This is a genomic window from Amycolatopsis ruanii (assembly GCF_003385175.1).
GTDB lineage: Bacteria > Actinomycetota > Actinomycetes > Mycobacteriales > Pseudonocardiaceae > Amycolatopsis_E > Amycolatopsis_E thermalba.
Map to the genome: position 1 here is coordinate 1 of NZ_PQHY01000117.1, position 15,159 is coordinate 15,159.

The 15,159-nt window shown below is 73.2% G+C and carries 16 protein-coding genes and 1 pseudogene; 6 read left to right on the forward strand and 11 right to left on the reverse strand.

Features of this window, described 5'->3' with window-relative positions; translation table 11 throughout:
- Positions 1-110 precede the first annotated feature (110 nt).
- Positions 111-1,280, forward strand: a complete 1,170-nt coding sequence (locus D0D28_RS33720; protein WP_116115206.1) for a multidrug effflux MFS transporter — start codon at positions 111-113, stop codon at positions 1,278-1,280.
- A gap of 56 nt (positions 1,281-1,336) precedes the next feature.
- Here the strand turns inward: D0D28_RS33720 and D0D28_RS33725 are convergent, their stop codons facing one another.
- The 3 genes from D0D28_RS33725 to D0D28_RS33735 all read right to left on the reverse strand — a co-directional run bounded on the left by D0D28_RS33725 (position 1,337) and on the right by D0D28_RS33735 (position 3,985).
- Positions 1,337-1,723 carry a DUF3040 domain-containing protein gene (locus D0D28_RS33725; protein WP_116115208.1) on the reverse strand — a complete coding sequence of 129 codons (387 nt, stop codon included), beginning with the start codon at positions 1,721-1,723 and terminating at the stop codon, positions 1,337-1,339.
- A gap of 224 nt (positions 1,724-1,947) precedes the next feature.
- Positions 1,948-3,207 carry a DNA polymerase IV gene (gene dinB / locus D0D28_RS33730; RefSeq protein ID WP_162831268.1) on the reverse strand — a complete coding sequence of 420 codons (1,260 nt, stop codon included), beginning with the start codon at positions 3,205-3,207 and terminating at the stop codon, positions 1,948-1,950.
- A 37-nt stretch (positions 3,208-3,244) separates the two neighbouring features.
- Entirely contained in the window at positions 3,245-3,985 is a 741-nt protein-coding gene (locus D0D28_RS33735) for a class I SAM-dependent methyltransferase (protein ID WP_094005908.1), read from the reverse strand.
- A gap of 63 nt (positions 3,986-4,048) precedes the next feature.
- Between D0D28_RS33735 and D0D28_RS33740 the strand changes: the two genes are divergently transcribed.
- Complete coding sequence (locus D0D28_RS33740; protein WP_116115209.1) at positions 4,049-4,924, forward strand: ParA family protein; 876 nt, start codon at positions 4,049-4,051, stop codon at positions 4,922-4,924.
- Entirely contained in the window at positions 4,911-5,750 is an 840-nt protein-coding gene (locus tag D0D28_RS33745; RefSeq protein ID WP_116115211.1) for a DNA-formamidopyrimidine glycosylase family protein, read from the forward strand. Before D0D28_RS33740 ends, D0D28_RS33745 begins: the two co-directional genes overlap by 14 nt.
- Here the strand turns inward: D0D28_RS33745 and D0D28_RS36410 are convergent.
- Together D0D28_RS36410 and D0D28_RS33755 are read right to left on the reverse strand one after the other, a co-directional pair.
- Complete coding sequence (locus tag D0D28_RS36410) at positions 5,714-6,172, reverse strand: hypothetical protein (protein ID WP_205413435.1); 459 nt, start codon at positions 6,170-6,172, stop codon at positions 5,714-5,716. The genes D0D28_RS33745 and D0D28_RS36410 overlap by 37 nt on opposite strands.
- Positions 6,162-6,737 (reverse strand): hypothetical protein, encoded by a 576-nt coding sequence (locus tag D0D28_RS33755; RefSeq protein WP_116115213.1) that lies wholly within the window; start codon positions 6,735-6,737, stop codon positions 6,162-6,164. The genes D0D28_RS36410 and D0D28_RS33755 overlap by 11 nt, the downstream gene beginning before the upstream one ends.
- Positions 6,738-7,203: 466 nt before the next feature.
- Here D0D28_RS33755 and D0D28_RS33760 point away from each other — a divergent pair, with 466 nt between their 5' ends.
- Together D0D28_RS33760 and D0D28_RS33765 are read left to right on the forward strand one after the other, a co-directional pair.
- The gene (locus D0D28_RS33760; protein ID WP_094005904.1) at positions 7,204-7,761 is read left to right on the forward strand and encodes a GNAT family N-acetyltransferase; all 558 of its coding nucleotides are present in this window, start codon (positions 7,204-7,206) and stop codon (positions 7,759-7,761) included.
- A 14-nt stretch (positions 7,762-7,775) separates the two neighbouring features.
- A complete protein-coding gene (locus D0D28_RS33765; protein WP_205413436.1) occupies positions 7,776-8,858 on the forward strand; it encodes a quinone-dependent dihydroorotate dehydrogenase in 1,083 nt (360 codons plus the stop codon).
- Positions 8,859-9,389: 531 nt separating this feature from the next.
- Here the strand turns inward: D0D28_RS33765 and pspM are convergent.
- From pspM to rimO, 6 genes and pseudogenes are all read right to left on the reverse strand, one after another.
- Entirely contained in the window at positions 9,390-10,289 is a 900-nt protein-coding gene (gene pspM / locus D0D28_RS33770; protein WP_094005890.1) for a phage shock envelope stress response protein PspM, read from the reverse strand.
- Between the two features lie 11 nt (positions 10,290-10,300).
- Positions 10,301-11,137, reverse strand: coding sequence for a PspA/IM30 family protein (locus D0D28_RS33775; protein WP_094005889.1), 837 nt, complete (start codon positions 11,135-11,137; stop codon positions 10,301-10,303).
- A 258-nt stretch (positions 11,138-11,395) separates the two neighbouring features.
- Entirely contained in the window at positions 11,396-11,845 is a 450-nt protein-coding gene (locus D0D28_RS33780; protein WP_116115217.1) for a helix-turn-helix domain-containing protein, read from the reverse strand.
- Positions 11,846-11,940: 95 nt separating this feature from the next.
- Complete coding sequence (locus D0D28_RS33785; protein ID WP_094005887.1) at positions 11,941-12,405, reverse strand: CinA family protein; 465 nt, start codon at positions 12,403-12,405, stop codon at positions 11,941-11,943.
- Entirely contained in the window at positions 12,402-13,031 is a 630-nt protein-coding gene (gene pgsA / locus D0D28_RS33790) for a CDP-diacylglycerol--glycerol-3-phosphate 3-phosphatidyltransferase (protein ID WP_094005886.1), read from the reverse strand. The genes D0D28_RS33785 and pgsA overlap by 4 nt, the downstream gene beginning before the upstream one ends.
- Positions 13,028-14,449, reverse strand: a pseudogene (gene rimO / locus D0D28_RS33795) (30S ribosomal protein S12 methylthiotransferase RimO). The gene pgsA and the pseudogene rimO overlap by 4 nt, the downstream one beginning before the upstream one ends.
- Positions 14,450-14,529: 80 nt before the next feature.
- On the opposite strand from rimO, the gene D0D28_RS33800 reads away from it, so the two are divergent.
- On the forward strand, positions 14,530-15,051 hold the full coding sequence (locus D0D28_RS33800) for an amino-acid N-acetyltransferase (protein ID WP_094005884.1): 522 nt from the start codon (positions 14,530-14,532) through the stop codon (positions 15,049-15,051).
- Positions 15,052-15,159: the final 108 nt, after the last annotated feature.

A 15,159-nucleotide genomic window follows, 5' to 3' on the forward strand; every position in this document is an offset into this window, starting at 1 on the left:
CCGCCACACCACCCCGCCGGCCCAGCACCGCCGCGCCGCCCGCCGCCGCCCGTCCACGAGCCTTCGCCACTCACCGCCCGAGAAGGACCAACCCACCTGGCGCCGCCACGATGACCACTCGCACCGTCCCCTCCGCCGTCATCGCCGTTCTCGCGTTGCTCACCGGGATCGCTCCGCTGGCCACCGACATGTACGTGCCGGGCCTGCCGGACCTCTCCCGCACCCTCGGCACCTCGCCGTCCGTCGCGCAGTTGTCCATGACCGCGTTCCTCGTGGGTGTCGTCGCCGGGCAGCTCGTCCTGGGCCCGGTCAGCGACGGCACCGGGCGGCGGCGCGTCCTGCTCGCCGGGTCCGCCCTGTTCGCCGTGTCCTCGCTGGCGTGCGCGCTCGCCCCGTCGATCGAGGTGTTCAACGCCGCCCGGCTGTGCCAGGGCATCACCGGCGCGGCGGGCATCGTCGTGTCGCGGGCCGTGATCACCGACCTGTTCGCGGGCGCCGCGGCCGCGCGGAAGTTCTCAGCGCTGGCCGCGATCACCTCGGCCGCCCCGGTCCTCGCGCCGGTGCTCGGCGGCGCGATCCTGAGCGTCGCGTCCTGGCGGGCCGTCTTCGCCGCCCTCGCCGTCGCCGGGGTGCTGCAGGTGGCCGGCGTCCTGCTGTGGGTGCCGGAATCCCTGCCGGCCGGACGACGAACACCCGCCCGGCCCGTGGCGGCCCTGCGCGCGATGGCCCGCCTGTGCCGCCGGCCCGCGCTCGCCGGTCGCGTCCTCAGCCTCTGCTTCGGCGGGGCGGCGATCTTCCTCTACCTCGCCGGATCCACGTTCGTCTTCGCCGACGTCGCCGGCGCCTCGCCCGGCCTCGTCAGCGTGGTCTACGGCGTCAACGCCCTCGGCTCGCTGGCGGGCAGCCTGCTGTGCGGCCGCCTCGTCACCCGCTTCGGGACCGGCGCGCTGCTGCGGGCGGGGATCACGACCGCCTGCGCCGCCTCCGCCGTGATGCTCACCCTGCTGGCCGTCACCGGCGCCCACCTCGCCGTGCTCTGGGCCGGCCTGTTCCTGGTCGTCACCGCGTTCGGGCTGTACTTCCCCGCCGTCACGGCCGCCGCGCAGGAGGCCGGCCGGGACGCGCCGGGCGCCACGTCCGCCCTGCTCGGCGGCGGGCAGTTCCTGCTCGGCGGGGCGGTCGCCCCCGCGGTGGGACTGTTCGGCACCGGCAGCGCCGTGCCACTGGCGGCCCTGCTGACCGGTTGCCTGCTGCTCGCCACGGCGGCCGCGTTCCGCTGACCGCGCATGCGAAAGTGCCTACGCCGCAGTGGGCGTAGGCACTTCGCGGAGAAGAACTACTGCTCTTCGAAGCGCTGGCGGAAACGCTCTTCCATCCGCTGCGTGAACGAACTCTTCGCCTTGACGGGCTTGCCACCGCCGCTGGACTTGCCGTCGCCCCCGCCACGGCCGGAGAACAGCGCGAGCATCGCGCCCGCGAACATCACGACGAAACCGAACACGCTCATCAACGGCACGTCGGCGACCCACAGGGCCCGCACCATCACACCCAGTACGAGCAGGGCGACACCGACGACGAACAGCGCGATCCCCTGGATTCGGCGGCGGCGGGCGGGCCGGCGGAACCGGGCACCGCGCACCGTAGACGCGAACTTGGGGTCCTCGGCATAGAGCTCGCGCTCGATCTGGTCGAGCAGCCGCTGCTCATGCTCGGAGAGTGGCATCTTTCCTCCTCCGGCACAGCTGTCGCGGGCGCCGGGCCGCGCAACGTCCTGGACCCAACAGACACCCCTAGTGGTGTCACTCTCCAGGATACGAGTCCTTCGCGATCAGGACTACCCGATCCCACTCCAACCTGTGCCCCGTTTGGCTCAAATCTCCCCGCCGTCCTGGGCGCTGGTGTCTTGCTGGGGGTGTCGCCGCCCCTTGTGTCAACGTTTCACCGGCCTCAGGGTTCCCCCCGAGACGGGTCGGGGCCGGACACGATCAGTGACGCCGGCCGGACCGCCGCGGCGCCGAACTTCGACCGCGCCACGTCCGCCGCCACCTCCGCGTCGCGCCACCGCGGCGCGGGCTGGTCGAAGCTCAGCTGCTCCGGCTCGGCCTCCCCGGTCAGCCCCTCCACGCGCACCCCGAGGAGGCGGACGTCGGCCCCGGCGACCGCCTCCGCGAGCAGCGCCACGGCCGTCGAGTGGATCACCCGCGCCACGTCGGTGGCCGCGGGCAGGGTCCGCGACCGGCTGATCGTGCGGAAGTCGGCGAACCGCACCTTGATCGACACCGTGCGCCCGCGCAGCCCCCGGCGCCGCAGGCTCTCCGCGACGCGCTCGGACAACCGCAGCAGCTCGCGCTCGAGCACCCGCGGTTCACGCTGGTCGGTGTCGAAGGTGTGCTCGGCGCCCAGCGACTTCTCCGGCGAATCGACCACCACGCCGCGCTCGTCCCGGCCGTGCGCCAGCGCGTGCAGGTGCTCGGCCGCGGCGTTGCCGACCGCCTTGCGCAACCGCGGCAGCGGCGCCGCCGCGATGTCGGCGATAGTGGACAGCCCGAGCCGGTGCAGGTTCTCCTCGGTCTTCTTCCCCACGCCCCACAGCGCGGACAGCGGCAGCGGGTGCAGGAACTCCAGGATCCGCCCGGCGGGCACCACGACCACCCCGTCCGGTTTCGCCATGCCCGAGGCCAGCTTCGCCACGAACTTCACCGGCGCCACTCCGACCGAGCAGGTGATGCCGTGCTCGGCCCGGACCCGGCGGCGGATCAGCTCCGCAATGCCCGCCGGCGTCTCCCCCAGCCGCCGCAGCGCGCCGCTGACGTCCAGGAACGCCTCGTCCAGGCTCAACGGCTCCACGAGCGGCGTCAGCTCGCGGAAGATCGCCATCACGCCCTTCGACACCTCGCCGTAGAGCCCGTGCGTCGGCGGCAGGAACACCCCGTGCGGGCACAGCCGGCGCGCCACCACGACCGGCATCGCCGCCCGCACGCCGTACTCGCGCGCCGGGTAGTTCGCCGACGTCACCACCGAGCGCGGGCCGGCGCCCGCGACGATCACCGGCTTGTCCACCAGCTCCGGCCGCGTGCGCAGCTCCACGGCCGCGAAGAACGCGTCCATGTCGACGTGCAGCAGACCGCAGCCGGTGTCGTCCGGTGTGTGCCCCGCGCTCACCCGGAACCGCTCGTACCCGGCCGGCAGGGCCGCATTCCTACCCATCGCGGACGAGCCTACGCAGGGGGTCCGACAGTTTTCGTCAGAGGCGGGCGAGCACGTGCAGGCGGCTGGCGAGGTCGCGCAGCGGCGGGATCGCGCCCGCGGCGGCCTCGAAGTCGGCGAGGTCGTCGGCGGTGTACTGCTCCGACTCGACCTCGCCCAGCACGTCCGAGACGACCCCGTCGCCCTGGATCAGCTCCACCCGCAGCCCCGCACCGGCCAGCAGGCCGCGCAGGCCGTCGGCGTCGAAGCGGCGCAGCAGCGTCTCCCCGTCGTCCGCGAGCACCCCGTCGGAGCTGGTCAGCAAGGCGTGGGCCTCCCGCACCCGGCCGCCCAGCGCGCGGTGCAACGCGGCCGCGTGCCGGTTGGCGACCAGCACCGACACCGCGCCGCCCGGCGCCACGATCCCGGCCAGCGCCCCGGCCACCGCGGCCGGGTCGTCGACCACCTCGAGCAGGCCGTGCGCCAGCACCAGATCGGCCGAACCGGCCGGGATCCGCGCGGCGAGCGCGTCGGTGTCGTCGGCCACGACCGTGATCGCCCCGCCGACGCCGGCCTCCTCGGCGCGCCGCCGCAGGGTCGCCAGCGCGTTCGGGCTCGGCTCGACCACCGTCACCCGGCAGCCCTCGGCGGCCAGCGGCACCGCCCACACCCCGCTGCCGCCGCCGACGTCGACGACGGCGGGCTCCGCCGTGCCTCGTTCCCGCGCCCGGTCGAGCTCGGCCCGCAGTGCCCGCCAGACCGTGCCGGAGCCGCGTGCTGTCCCGGTGTCCGTTCGCATGGCGGACAGCGTAGTGAGCCCGGTCCGGGCGCTCGCCGTGGCACTCCGGCTACGCTCGACCCCGTGCACACGGTCGCCGTACTGAGCCTCAAGGGTGGTGTCGGCAAAACCACGGTCGCGCTCGGCATCGCTTCGGCTGCGCTCCGTAGGGGGGCGCGCACGCTGGTGGCCGATCTGGACCCGCAGGGCAACGCCACCGCCACCCTCGATCCGCCCTACACCGACGCCACGCTGGCCGACGTGCTCGCCACCCCGGCCCGCGACGTCCTGCGGCAGGCGGTCGCGCCGAGCGCGTGGAGCCCCGAGGTCGACGTGCTGGTCGGGGCGGAGGAGCTGGAGCTGCTCAACGAGCCGGGCCCGGACGACGACCAGGTCGGCAATCTCTCCCTGGCGCTGGACGAGCTGCACGAGCGCCCGCTGCGCGGCCGCCCGTACGAGCTGGCGATCCTGGACTGCCCGCCCTCGCTCGGGCGGCTGACGAAGTCGGCCCTGGTGGCCGCCGACAGCGCGATCCTGGTGACCGAGCCGACGATGTACGCGGTCAGCGGCGCCCAGCGCGCGCTGGAGGCGATCGAGCGGATCCGCGACGAGCACAACCCCGGCCTCAAGCCGGCCGGGGTGCTGGTGAACCGGCTGCGGCCGCGCTCGCACGAGCACCAGTTCCGCATCGCCGAGCTGCGCGAGTCCTTCGGCGGCCTGGTGATGCCGACCGCGATCCCGGACCGGCTCGCGGTGCAGCAGGCGCAGGGCGCGTGCAGCCCGATCCACGAGTGGCACTCCCCCGGCGCCCAGGAGGTCGCGCTGACCTTCAACATGGTGCTCGCCAAGATCCTGCGCTCCAACCGCGCCGGACGGCACCGCATCGACCGGGAGGCCGCCGAGACCCCGGCCGAGAGCACCGGCCCGGTCCCCCGGATCGCGGACGATGCCCGAAGGTGACACCGTCTTCCTGGCCGGCCGGAAGGTCGAGAAGGCGCTCGCCGGCCGGGTGCTGACACGCACCGACTTCCGGCACCCCGCGCTGGCCACGACCGACCTGACCGGCGCCACGGTGCTCGGTGTGCGGACGGTGGGCAAGCACCTGTTCTTCCGCTTCTCGCCGGACCTGAGCCTGCACAGCCACCTCAAGATGGACGGCTCGTGGGAGATCACCCGGCCCGGCTCCCGCTGGCGGCACCCGGCGCACCACGCGCGCGTCGTGCTCGAGGCCGGCGACGTGCAGGTCGTCGGCTTCCGCGTGCACGACCTGGAACTGCTGCCCACCGCGGAGGAGTCCCGCCTGGTCGGCCACCTCGGGCCGGACCTGCTCGATCCACAGTGGAGCGACGAGCACGAGGCGCGCGCGGTGGCGGCACTGGAGCGCGAGCCCGGCCGGGAACTCGGGCTCGCGCTGCTCGACCAGCGCGTGATGGCGGGCGTGGGCAACCTCTACAAGTGCGAGATCTGCTTCCTGCTCGGTGTCACGCCGTGGACCCCGGTCTCCGAAGTGGACGGTCGTCAGGTGGTGCGGCTGGCGCGGAAGCTGTTGCTGGCCAACGCCTGGCGGCACGAGCAGAGCACCACCGGCGACCTCGCCCGCGGCCGCCGGAACTGGGTGTACGAACGAACCAGGCAGGGCTGCTTCCGGTGCGGCAGCCGGCTCCGGGTCGAGAACCAGGGCCGGGACCCCGGCGACGTCCAGGCGCGCCCCACCTGGTTCTGCCCGCGCTGCCAGCACGGGCCCGCGCCTCAGCCGCGCAGCAGCTCGTTGAAGAACGTGCGGTAGCGCCGCAGCGCCAGCCGCAGGTCCTCGGTGGCGGCCTCACCGCGCTGCCACTGGGCCTCCAGCTCGTGCTTGTGGTCGGCGAAGGTCGACGCGAGCGCCTGCATCACCTCGGCCACCAGCTGGTCGGCGTCCCGCAGTGTCGCTTGTGGATCGTCGACGAACGAGGTCTGCACGTCGCGCCAGCGGTCCCGGAACTCGCTGACCTGCTCCGGGCGGAACAGCTCGACCCGTTCCTCGCCCTCGGCCGGCGGGGCCTGCCCGGGCACGGACTCCTCGGGCACGCCCTGGGTCGCCGCGGCTTCGGCGGGCATGGTGCGACCGGCGGGCTGTTCGGTCATCGGCCGCGCGGGCTGCTCGTCCCGGCGGGGTGCGACGAGGTCGTCGGTGGACGGGCCGTCGGCGGTGCGGTCCTCAGCGCGCATGGTGCCGGCCTCCCTCCTGCTCCGGCCGGACGTCGGCGTCGGTGAGCAGGTCCTCGAACACCTGCCGGTAGTGGACCATCGCCTTACGCAGGTCCTCGGTGGACGCCTCGGTCTTCTGGTGGCCCTCGGTGATCTCGTGCGCGCGCCGGTAGTGCTCCAGCGTGTTCGCGTGCTCGACCGACAGGTCCCGGTGCTGCTGCTCGTACCCCTCGGTCGGGTAGCCGCGCTCGCCCATCAGCGAAGTGAGCAGGCGGTCGGCCTCCAGGATGGCCGCGCCGGGCCGGTCGACGAACTGCTGCTGCACCAGCGACCACTCCTGGCGGTAGCGCTGGCGGGCCGTATCCGGCAGCGGCCGGATGTCCAGCTCGCTGTGCCGCTTCTCCCGCTCGGCCAGATCGCGTTCGGCGGCCCGTTTGCTCTTGCCGCCCTCGACGGCCCGGTCGTACTCGGGCCCGAACCGCTCCCGCAGGCGCTTGCGCCGCATCCCGGCGCGGACCAGCAGGGCTGCCCCGGCTATCACCACCAGGGCGACGACGACGATCAGAATGACCACGGACGTGGACATCGCACACTCTCCCGTTGCTGCGAACCAGCCCCCCGGTCACCCGATCGGGTACACCTGCGCAAGGAGGTCGAAACCCGGCGCCCCGGCGTGGATCGATCCAGCAGACGGCGCGGAAGTTCCCGGCGGCGCCCGGTCCGGCGGGTGAGAACGGCCACGCCGGACGGCCCGGAAATGCAGTTGCCGCAGGGGCACCGGCGCGCCTAGCGTTGCTGGTACACGGGAAAGGAGGTGGTCCGAAGTTGTGTAGCAACGGGACTCGTGAGGTGGCTGTCCGCTAGCGGATGCCACACCCTGGACTGCTGGTGAATACCAGACAGCCACCGCCCCCCGGCGTTTCCGAGCACTGGTCCGGCTCGGGCCCGAACGGCTGACGACGGTCGGGAGTCGCGCCGGGGGTTCCCCCCCCCAATCCCCTAATCCGGCGGAAAATCCCCGGAGATCGTCCGGGGCGCGCTATTCTTCGCCGGTGCTGCAGCCCGCGTACCCGATGAAGACCGCACGGCTGATCCTCCGCCCATTCACCAAGGCGGACCTGAACGCGCTGCACTCCTTCCAGTCCCGGCCGGACGTCACGCGGTACCTCTACTGGGAACCGCGCACGCGGGCCGAGACCGCCGCCGTCCTCGAGGACAAGATCGCCCGCTCGACGCTGACCGAGCCCGGCGAGTACCTCGCCATCGCCGTCGAGCTGATCGACACCGGTGAGCTGATCGGCGACCTCACCCTGTGGTGGACCAGCCGCGACCACGCGAGCGGCGAGATCGGGGTGGTGTTCCACCCCCGGCACCACGGCAAGGGCTACGCCGCCGAGGCGGCCGGTGAGCTGTTCCGGCTGGGCTTCGACGAGCTGGGCCTGCACCGCATCTACGGCCGCTGCGACAGCCGCAACGTGGCCTCGGCGTCCCTGATGGAGGGACTGGGCATGCGGCGCGAGGCGCACCTGCGGGAGAACGAGCTGGTCAAGGGCGAATGGACCGACGAGCTCGTCTACGCCATGCTGTCGTCGGAGTGGAAACGGCGCTGAGCGAAGATGGGACCGTGCTCTTCGACAGGCTGATCCGTCCCACGCTCTACCGGCTCAACGACAACGACCCCGAGAAGGTGCACGAACGCACCCTGGGCGTCCTGGCGCGGCTGTCCGACGTCCCGCCCGCGCTGGCCGCGCTGCGGCGCCGGTTCGCCGTCTCCGACCCGGTGACGCTGTTCGGGCTGCGGTTCGCCAACCGGGTCGGCCTCGCCGCCGGGATGGACAAGGACGGGCGCGCGCTGGCCGCGTGGCCCGCGCTCGGGTTCGGCTTCGTCGAGGTGGGCACCGTCACGCGGCTGGCGCAGCCGGGCAACCCGAAGCCGCGGCTGTTCACGCTGCCGCACAGCGACGCGGTGATCAACCGCATGGGGTTCAACAACTCCGGCGCGGCCGCGCTCGCCCAGCGGCTGGCCGCCAAGGGGAAGCCGGGCATCCCGCTGGGCGTGTCGATCGGCAAGTCCAAGGTGACCCCGCTGGCGGAGGCGGTCGCCGACTACCAGGAGTCGCTGCGGGCGCTGTACCCGTGGGCGGACTACTTCGCGATCAACGTCAGCTCGCCCAACACGCCGGGGCTGCGGGCGCTGCAGGACCGGGAGGCGCTGGCCGAGCTGCTCGCCGAGCTGGGCCGGACCGGTGAGGAGCTGGCCGCGGAGGCCGGGAAGCCGGCGACGCCGCTGCTGGTCAAGGTGGCGCCCGACCTGACCGACGACGCGCTCGCCGAGCTGCTCGAGGTGTGCGACGAGCAGGGGGTCTCCGGGATCATCGCGACCAACACGACGCTGGGCCGGGACGGCCTGACCGCCGATGAGGCCGCGGTGGGCGCGGAGACCGGCGGGCTGTCCGGGCGGCCGCTGACCGAGCGGGCGCGGGAGGTGGTGCGGTTCGTGCACCGGCACACCGAGGGCACGGTGCCGATCATCGGCGTGGGCGGAATCTCCACCGGCGACGACGCCCGCCGGATGCTCGACGCGGGGGCGAGCCTGATCCAGCTCTACACCGGATTCGCCCTGCACGGACCCGGCTTGGTGCGCAACATCAACCGCGCCCTGGCCGGTGCACGCCGGGACGAGGAAGGCGGTTCCCGGACGGCCTGACTGGGACCGTCCACAGTGCCCACCGCCGCGCACGCCTCCGCGCGGGAGGCGCCCGCCGGTGGGCACCTCGCCCCGGCGAGCGCGGAACTCACGCCACCGAATGCGGAACTCACCGCTCTGAACGTGGGACTCGCGCCACCAAGCGCGGAACACAGCGCTTGAACGCGGAGCGCGCGGCAAGTGCAAGAGTCACGCCCGCCGACGGACCCTCACACCGCGCACGCGGAACTCACCGCCGCAACGCGGAACTCACCGGCCCGAGCGTGGAACTCGCGTTACCGAGCCGTGGAACTCGCCGGGCCGAACGTGGAACTCGCCGGGCCGAGCGTGGAACTCACCGCCCTGAACGTGGAACTCGCCGGGCCGAGTGTGGGACTCGCCGGGCCGAACGTGGGACTCGCCGCCCTGAACGTGGGACTCGCGCCACCGGACGTGGGACTCGCTGGCCCCAGTGTGGGGCTCGCTGGCCCCAGTGTGGGGCTCGCCGGGCCGGGTGTGGGGCTCGCGGCTGCCTGTGTGGCGGCTCGCGGGTCAGGACAGTTCGCGCAGGGCCAGTGCGAGTCCGGCCAGGCGGTCGGTCGCGTCGGTCAGGAACAGGCGTGAATCGGCCAGGCCGTGGCTGCTCGCGGCGACCGCGCGGCCCGCCGCGGCCACCAGGGCGCCGAAGCTCTCCACCCCGTCGTCCAGCTGCTCGCGCAGCGTCGCGATCGCCGAGTCCAGCGCGGCCCGCTCGCCGGCCGGGGCCGCGTCACGCGCTCGCTCGATGGACTGGATCCGCAGGGCCAGCGCCCGCAGCGCGGCGGCGGCCTCCGCGGCCGTCGACCGCGCGTCGGCCACCGAGTACTCCGGCACCGGCGCCGTGCCCAGCGCCGAGGGCTCCGACAGCTGCCGCAGCAGGTCGGCCAGCGTCGACTCGCACTCGGCGAGCCGTTGCATCGGGGCACGCGCCGCGGACCCGGACGGCGGCAGCGGCGGCGGGGTCGTGCTGACCGGCAGCACGATCCGGTTCAGCTGCCGCAGCCGCAGCGCCGAGCGCACCGACAAGGTCGTGAACACGACCGCCCCGAAGATCCCCGGCACCGCCTCGGCCAGCCCGCCGGCCCCGGCGAGCCCGAGCCAGCCGACCACGGCGTACAGCACGAACAGCACCGCCGCCATGATCCACAGCGTCAGCGCCCGCGACGTCCGCTGCTTGCGCCGCGCCAGCTTCGCCTCGGGCGAGTTCCACGCGACCCACTTCGCGCGGGCCTCGTTGAGCACCGGCATCGCCTGCGAGACGACCTTCGGCCGCGTCACCGCACCGGACGAGCCCTGCTCGGGCATGTACCGCTGCAGCTTCCGCTGAGCGCGCTGCGCGTAGTCGGGCAGGCGCTCGATGTGCTTTTCCAGCTTCGCCTGGAACTGCGAGAAGTCCCGCCTGCCCGACGCCATCGCCTACCCGCTCAGGCCTGGTTCTTCTGCTGCTCGGCCTGGACGCGCGACTCGATCTCGCGCTGGATGTCCGCCGCCGGGGGCGCCGCCTTCTCACCGGAGCCGGACGTCACCTGCGCCACCGAGTCGCCCCGCATGGACGCCCGGATCTGCTCCAGCCGCGAGCTGCCCGCCATCTGCGTGGTGGCCTGCTGCACCTCGAGCATGCGGCCCTGCACCGAGTTCTGCGCCAGCTCGGCCTGGCCCAGCGCGGTGGTGTACCGCTTCTCGATCTTGTCCCGCACCTCTTCCAGCGACGGGGTGTTGCCCGGCGCGGCGAGCTGCGACATCTGGTTGAGCGAGGCCGACACCTGCTCCTGCATCTTGGCCTGCTCCAGCTGCGAGAGCAGCTTGGTGCGCTCGGCCAGCTTCTGCTGCAGCATCGCCGAGTTGCGCTCGACGGCCTGCTTCGCCTGCGCGGCGGCCTGCAGGGCCTGGTCGTGCAGCGTCTTGAGGTCCTCGATGCTCTGCTCGGCCGTGACCAGCTGGGTGGCGAACGACTCCGCGGCCACCTCGTACTGCTGGGCCTTCTGCTCGTCCCCCTTGCCCCGCGCCTCGTCCGCCAGCACCAGCGCCTGGCGCGCCGACGCCTGCAGCTTCTCGACCTCGGCGAGCTGGCGGTTGAGCTTCATCTCCAGCTGCCGCTGGTTACCGATCACCGCGGCGGCCTGCTGGGAGAGCGCCTGGTGGTTGCGCTGCGCCTCCTCGATGGCCTGCTGGATCTGCACCTTCGGGTCGGCGTGCTCGTCGATCTTCGACGAGAACGACGCCATGAGGTACTTCCAGAACTTCACGAAAGGGTTGGCCATCTCCTCCGCCTGCCTTCTAGATCCCTGCCTGGGTGTCGCCGATGGTCGCCCGGCGCCACTCTCCCCTGTCTTGAGCAACGCCGCGACCCCGGAGTGGGTTCCATCGTGTCAGGTCGCGCCCGTGTGTTCCAGGCGACCCCGGGGGATTTCCGGGACTACCCTGACCGGCCTTCCCCGGGCCGGACGCACGAAGGCCACCGCCGGGGCGCGGAACGCCCGGACGGTGGCCTTCGTGCGGTTCGTCCGCTCAGCTGGCGATCAGGCGGCGACCATCTTCGGCGCGCGGATGGTGGTGCGCAGCGACGGCCCGACCCGCTGACCGGAAACCCGCAGGTCCGGCAGGTCGTTGCCGATCATGCCGTCGATGAGGCGGCCACCTTCGAGCCGGCCGGTCGCGGTGGGCGACTCGCCCGTCTTGCGCGCGCGGCCCTCGCCCTCGGCGGTCTCGGCCATCGTCGGCACGTCCACGCTCTCCAGCGCCGAGATGTCGGCGGCGACGTTGCTCAGCAGCTCGGCGAGCGGCAGCTCGAGCGCCTGGCAGATGGACGCCAGCAGCTCACTGGACGCCTCCTTCTGCCCGCGCTCCACCTCGGACAGGTAGCCGAGGCTGACCTTGGCGGCGCGGGAGATGTCGCGCAGCGTGCGACGCTTGTTGGTGCGGGCATGCCGGAGCCGGTCGCCGATCGCCTCGCGCAGGAGCACGGTCATCGCGCGCCTCCCTTCCTGATACCGACCACGTTACCCAGTTCGAGCGCCTCCTCGCAGCGATTGACACGGGGATACGCCCAGGGCGAACGCCCCGATCACGTGAGATGTTCCCCCAGCAGGTCCAGCGCGGCCGTCACCGAGGCCCGCCGCACGGCCGCGCGGTCGCCCTCGAACCAGTGCGTCCGCACGTCCCGGCCACCCGGCCCGGCCAGGCCGATGTGCACGGTGCCGGGGGCGACGCCGTCCTGCGGGTCCGGCCCGGCCACCCCGGTCAGGCCCAGCCCCCAGTCGGCCCCGCAGCGGTCCCGCGCGCCCTCCGCGAGCTGCGCGGCGACCTCCGGGTGCACCGCGCCGTGCGCGGCCAGCAGCGCCGGATCCACGCCCGCGAGCTTCGCCTTGAGGTCGGTGGCGTAGACCACGAGCCCGCCGCGCACCACCGCGCTGGACCCGGGCACCTCGGTCAGGCTCGCGGTGACCAGGCCGGCCGTCAGCGACTCCGCCGCGGCCACCGTCTGCCGCAGGCGCAGCAACGCGGCCACCACCGGGCGCGCCGAGGTCATGCCCGGGCCGCCGCGCGCAGCCGCACCGCGCGCACCACGTAGTCCGCGCCGGTGACGACGGTGAGCAGCACCGCCAGGCCCATCAGCGCCCACTGGACCGGCAGCGCGCCGTCCGGCAGCGGCAGCAGGTAGGTCACGATCGCCAGGATCTGGGTCATCGTCTTGGCCTTGCCGCCGCGGCTGGCCGGGATGACGCCGTGCCGGATGACCCAGAACCGCAGCAGGGTCACGCCGATCTCGCGGACCGCGATCACGATGGTCACCCACCAGGGCAGCTCGCCGAGCAGGCTCAGGCCCACCAGCGCGGCGCCGATCAGCGCCTTGTCCGCGATCGGGTCGGCGATCTTGCCGAAGTCGGTGATCAGGCCGTAGCGGCGCGCGACCCAGCCGTCCACCTGGTCGGTCAGCGACGCGATCGCGAACAGCACGGTCGCGCCGATCCGCCAGCCGGTGTCCTCGCCGCCGCCGGCGAACAGCGCCAGCACGAACAGCGGGACCAGCACGAGCCGGGACAGCGTGAGCAGGTTCGCGACGTTGAGCGTCGGCACCGGGGTCGGCTCGGGCTCGCGACGCGGCGGGCGGGCCTCCCCGCCAGCCTGGGCCGACTCCTCCGCCGCGGCGCTCATCTGCCGGCGTCCGGCTCGACGAGCAGGTCGACGCCCTCGGAGCCGACGACCCGGCAGCGGACCATCTGGCCGACCGCGAGCCCCTCGCCGTCGAGCACGACGCACGCGCCGTCGACCTCCGGAGCCTGGTGCGCGGCGCGGCCGGACACCTCCTCGGCGTCGGCCTCCTCGACCAGCACGTCGACGATCTCGCCGACGCGGTCCTCGGCGCGCTGCGCGGTCAGTTCCTCGACCAGCGCGGACACCCGCACGACGCGCTCGGCGACCACCTCGGGATCGATCTTGCCGTCGTAGGTCTCGGCCTCGGTGCCGTCCTCGTCGGAGTAGCCGAACACGCCGACCGCGTCCAGGCCGGCCTCGGTGAGGAAGTGCTCCAGCTCGGCGACGTCGTCCTCGGTCTCCCCGGGGAAGCCGACGATCACGTTGCTGCGGATGCCCGCCTCCGGCGCGTACTCGCGGATCTGCTCGATCAGCGCGAGGAACGACTTGGTGGAGCCGAACCGGCGCATCCGGCGCAGCACGGTCTCGCTGGAGTGCTGGAAGGACATGTCGAAGTAGGGCGCCACGCCCGGGGTGGTCGCGATCGCGCGGACCAGGTCCGGGCGCGTCTCGGCCGGCTGCAGGTAGGACACCCGCACCCGCTCGATGCCCTCGATGCCGGCCAGCTTCGGCAGCAGCAGCTCCAGGGCGCGGGTGCCGCCCAGGGCGCGGCCGAGGTCCTTGCCGTACGAGGTGGAGTTCTCGCTGACCAGGAACAGCTCCTTGACGCCCTGGCCGACCACCTACGCGGCCTCGGCGAGGATCTCGTCCGGGTGGCGGGAGACGAACGAGCCGCGGAACGACGGGATCGCGCAGAACGAGCAGCGGCGGTCGCAGCCCGAGGCGATCTTCAGCGCCGCCACCGGCGAGTCGGACAGCCGGCTGCGCAGCACGCGGGGCCCCCAGCCGTGGCCGGGGATCGACACGTCCTCGGTGGCCGCGGCGCGCTCGACCGGGGTGATCGGGAGCAGCTTGCGGCGGTCGGCCGGAGTGTGCGAGGCGATGGTGCGCCCGGCGGCGACGTCGTCCAGGCGGGCGGCGAGGTCGTGGTAGTGGTCGAAGCCGAGGACCGCATGAGCCTCCGGCAGGCTCTCGGCCAGCTCGGCGCCGTAGCGCTCGGCCATGCAGCCGACCGCGACGACCTTCGCGCCGGTGTCCGCGGCGGCCAGCAGCGTGTCCACCGAGTCCTTCTTCGCCGACTCCACGAAGCCGCAGGTGTTGACGACGATGACGTCGCTGCCCTCGGGTTCGTCGGCCAGCTCCCAGCCCCCTTCGGCGAGCCGGCCGGCCAGCTCCTCGGAGTCCACCTCGTTGCGGGCGCAGCCCAGGGTCAGCAGGGAGACACGACGGCCGGAGGACTCGGTGGCGGCAGAAGACACGACACTCAGGGTAGCTGGCGCGCGCGGGCGTGGCCGAACCCACCGCGACAGGCCCGCCCGCGCCCCGATACGGTCGATCGGTGCACGGTGATCCTTCCAGTTCCGTCGAGATCCGGCGGGCCCGGATCTCGGATGTCCGCAAGATCAAGGCGTTGGTGGACGCGGACGCGGGGCGCGTGCTCCTGGAGAAGTCGCTCGTCACGCTGTACGAGGACATGCAGGAGTTCTGGGTCGCGGACATCGGCGGCGAGAACGGTGACATCGTCGGCTGCGGCGCGCTGCACGTGCTGTGGGAGGACCTGGCCGAGATCCGCACGGTCGCGGTCGACAAGCGGATGCGCGGGCAGGGGATCGGGCACCGGCTGGTCGCGCAGCTGATCACGCTGGCGCGGGAACTGGGGCTGCGTCGGATCTTCGTGCTCACCTTCGAGACGAGCTTCTTCGCGCGGCACGGGTTCACCGAGATCGACGGCACGCCGGTGCCGAGCTCGGTGTACGAAGAGATGCGCCGCTCGGTGGACCCGGGTGTGGCCGAGTTCCTCGAACTCCCCTACGCGAAGCCGAACACGCTCGGCAACACACGCATGCTCCTGGAGCTGTAGCGCGGGACTCGCGCGCCCGAATGCAGAACTCGCCCACGTGAGCGTGGGACTCGCGCGAGTTCTGCGCCCCCGCCCGCGCGTCCCACGCTCACGTGGGCGAGTTCTGCA

Excerpts from the sequence above, each read along its gene's own strand:
- D0D28_RS33720 (WP_116115206.1), top strand. The coding sequence starts at position 111 with ATGACCACTCGCACCGTCCCCTCCGCCGTCATCGCCGTTCTCGCGTTG.
- D0D28_RS33725 (WP_116115208.1), bottom strand. The coding sequence starts at position 1,723 with ATGCCACTCTCCGAGCATGAGCAGCGGCTGCTCGACCAGATCGAGCGC.
- dinB (WP_162831268.1), bottom strand. The coding sequence starts at position 3,207 with ATGGGTAGGAATGCGGCCCTGCCGGCCGGGTACGAGCGGTTCCGGGTG.
- D0D28_RS33735 (WP_094005908.1), bottom strand. The coding sequence starts at position 3,985 with ATGCGAACGGACACCGGGACAGCACGCGGCTCCGGCACGGTCTGGCGG.
- D0D28_RS33745 (WP_116115211.1), top strand. The coding sequence starts at position 4,911 with ATGCCCGAAGGTGACACCGTCTTCCTGGCCGGCCGGAAGGTCGAGAAG.
- D0D28_RS36410 (WP_205413435.1), bottom strand. The coding sequence starts at position 6,172 with ATGCGCGCTGAGGACCGCACCGCCGACGGCCCGTCCACCGACGACCTC.
- D0D28_RS33755 (WP_116115213.1), bottom strand. The coding sequence starts at position 6,737 with ATGTCCACGTCCGTGGTCATTCTGATCGTCGTCGTCGCCCTGGTGGTG.
- pspM (WP_094005890.1), bottom strand. The coding sequence starts at position 10,289 with ATGGCGTCGGGCAGGCGGGACTTCTCGCAGTTCCAGGCGAAGCTGGAA.
- D0D28_RS33775 (WP_094005889.1), bottom strand. The coding sequence starts at position 11,137 with ATGGCCAACCCTTTCGTGAAGTTCTGGAAGTACCTCATGGCGTCGTTC.
- D0D28_RS33780 (WP_116115217.1), bottom strand. The coding sequence starts at position 11,845 with ATGACCGTGCTCCTGCGCGAGGCGATCGGCGACCGGCTCCGGCATGCC.
- D0D28_RS33785 (WP_094005887.1), bottom strand. The coding sequence starts at position 12,405 with ATGACCTCGGCGCGCCCGGTGGTGGCCGCGTTGCTGCGCCTGCGGCAG.
- pgsA (WP_094005886.1), bottom strand. The coding sequence starts at position 13,031 with ATGAGCGCCGCGGCGGAGGAGTCGGCCCAGGCTGGCGGGGAGGCCCGC.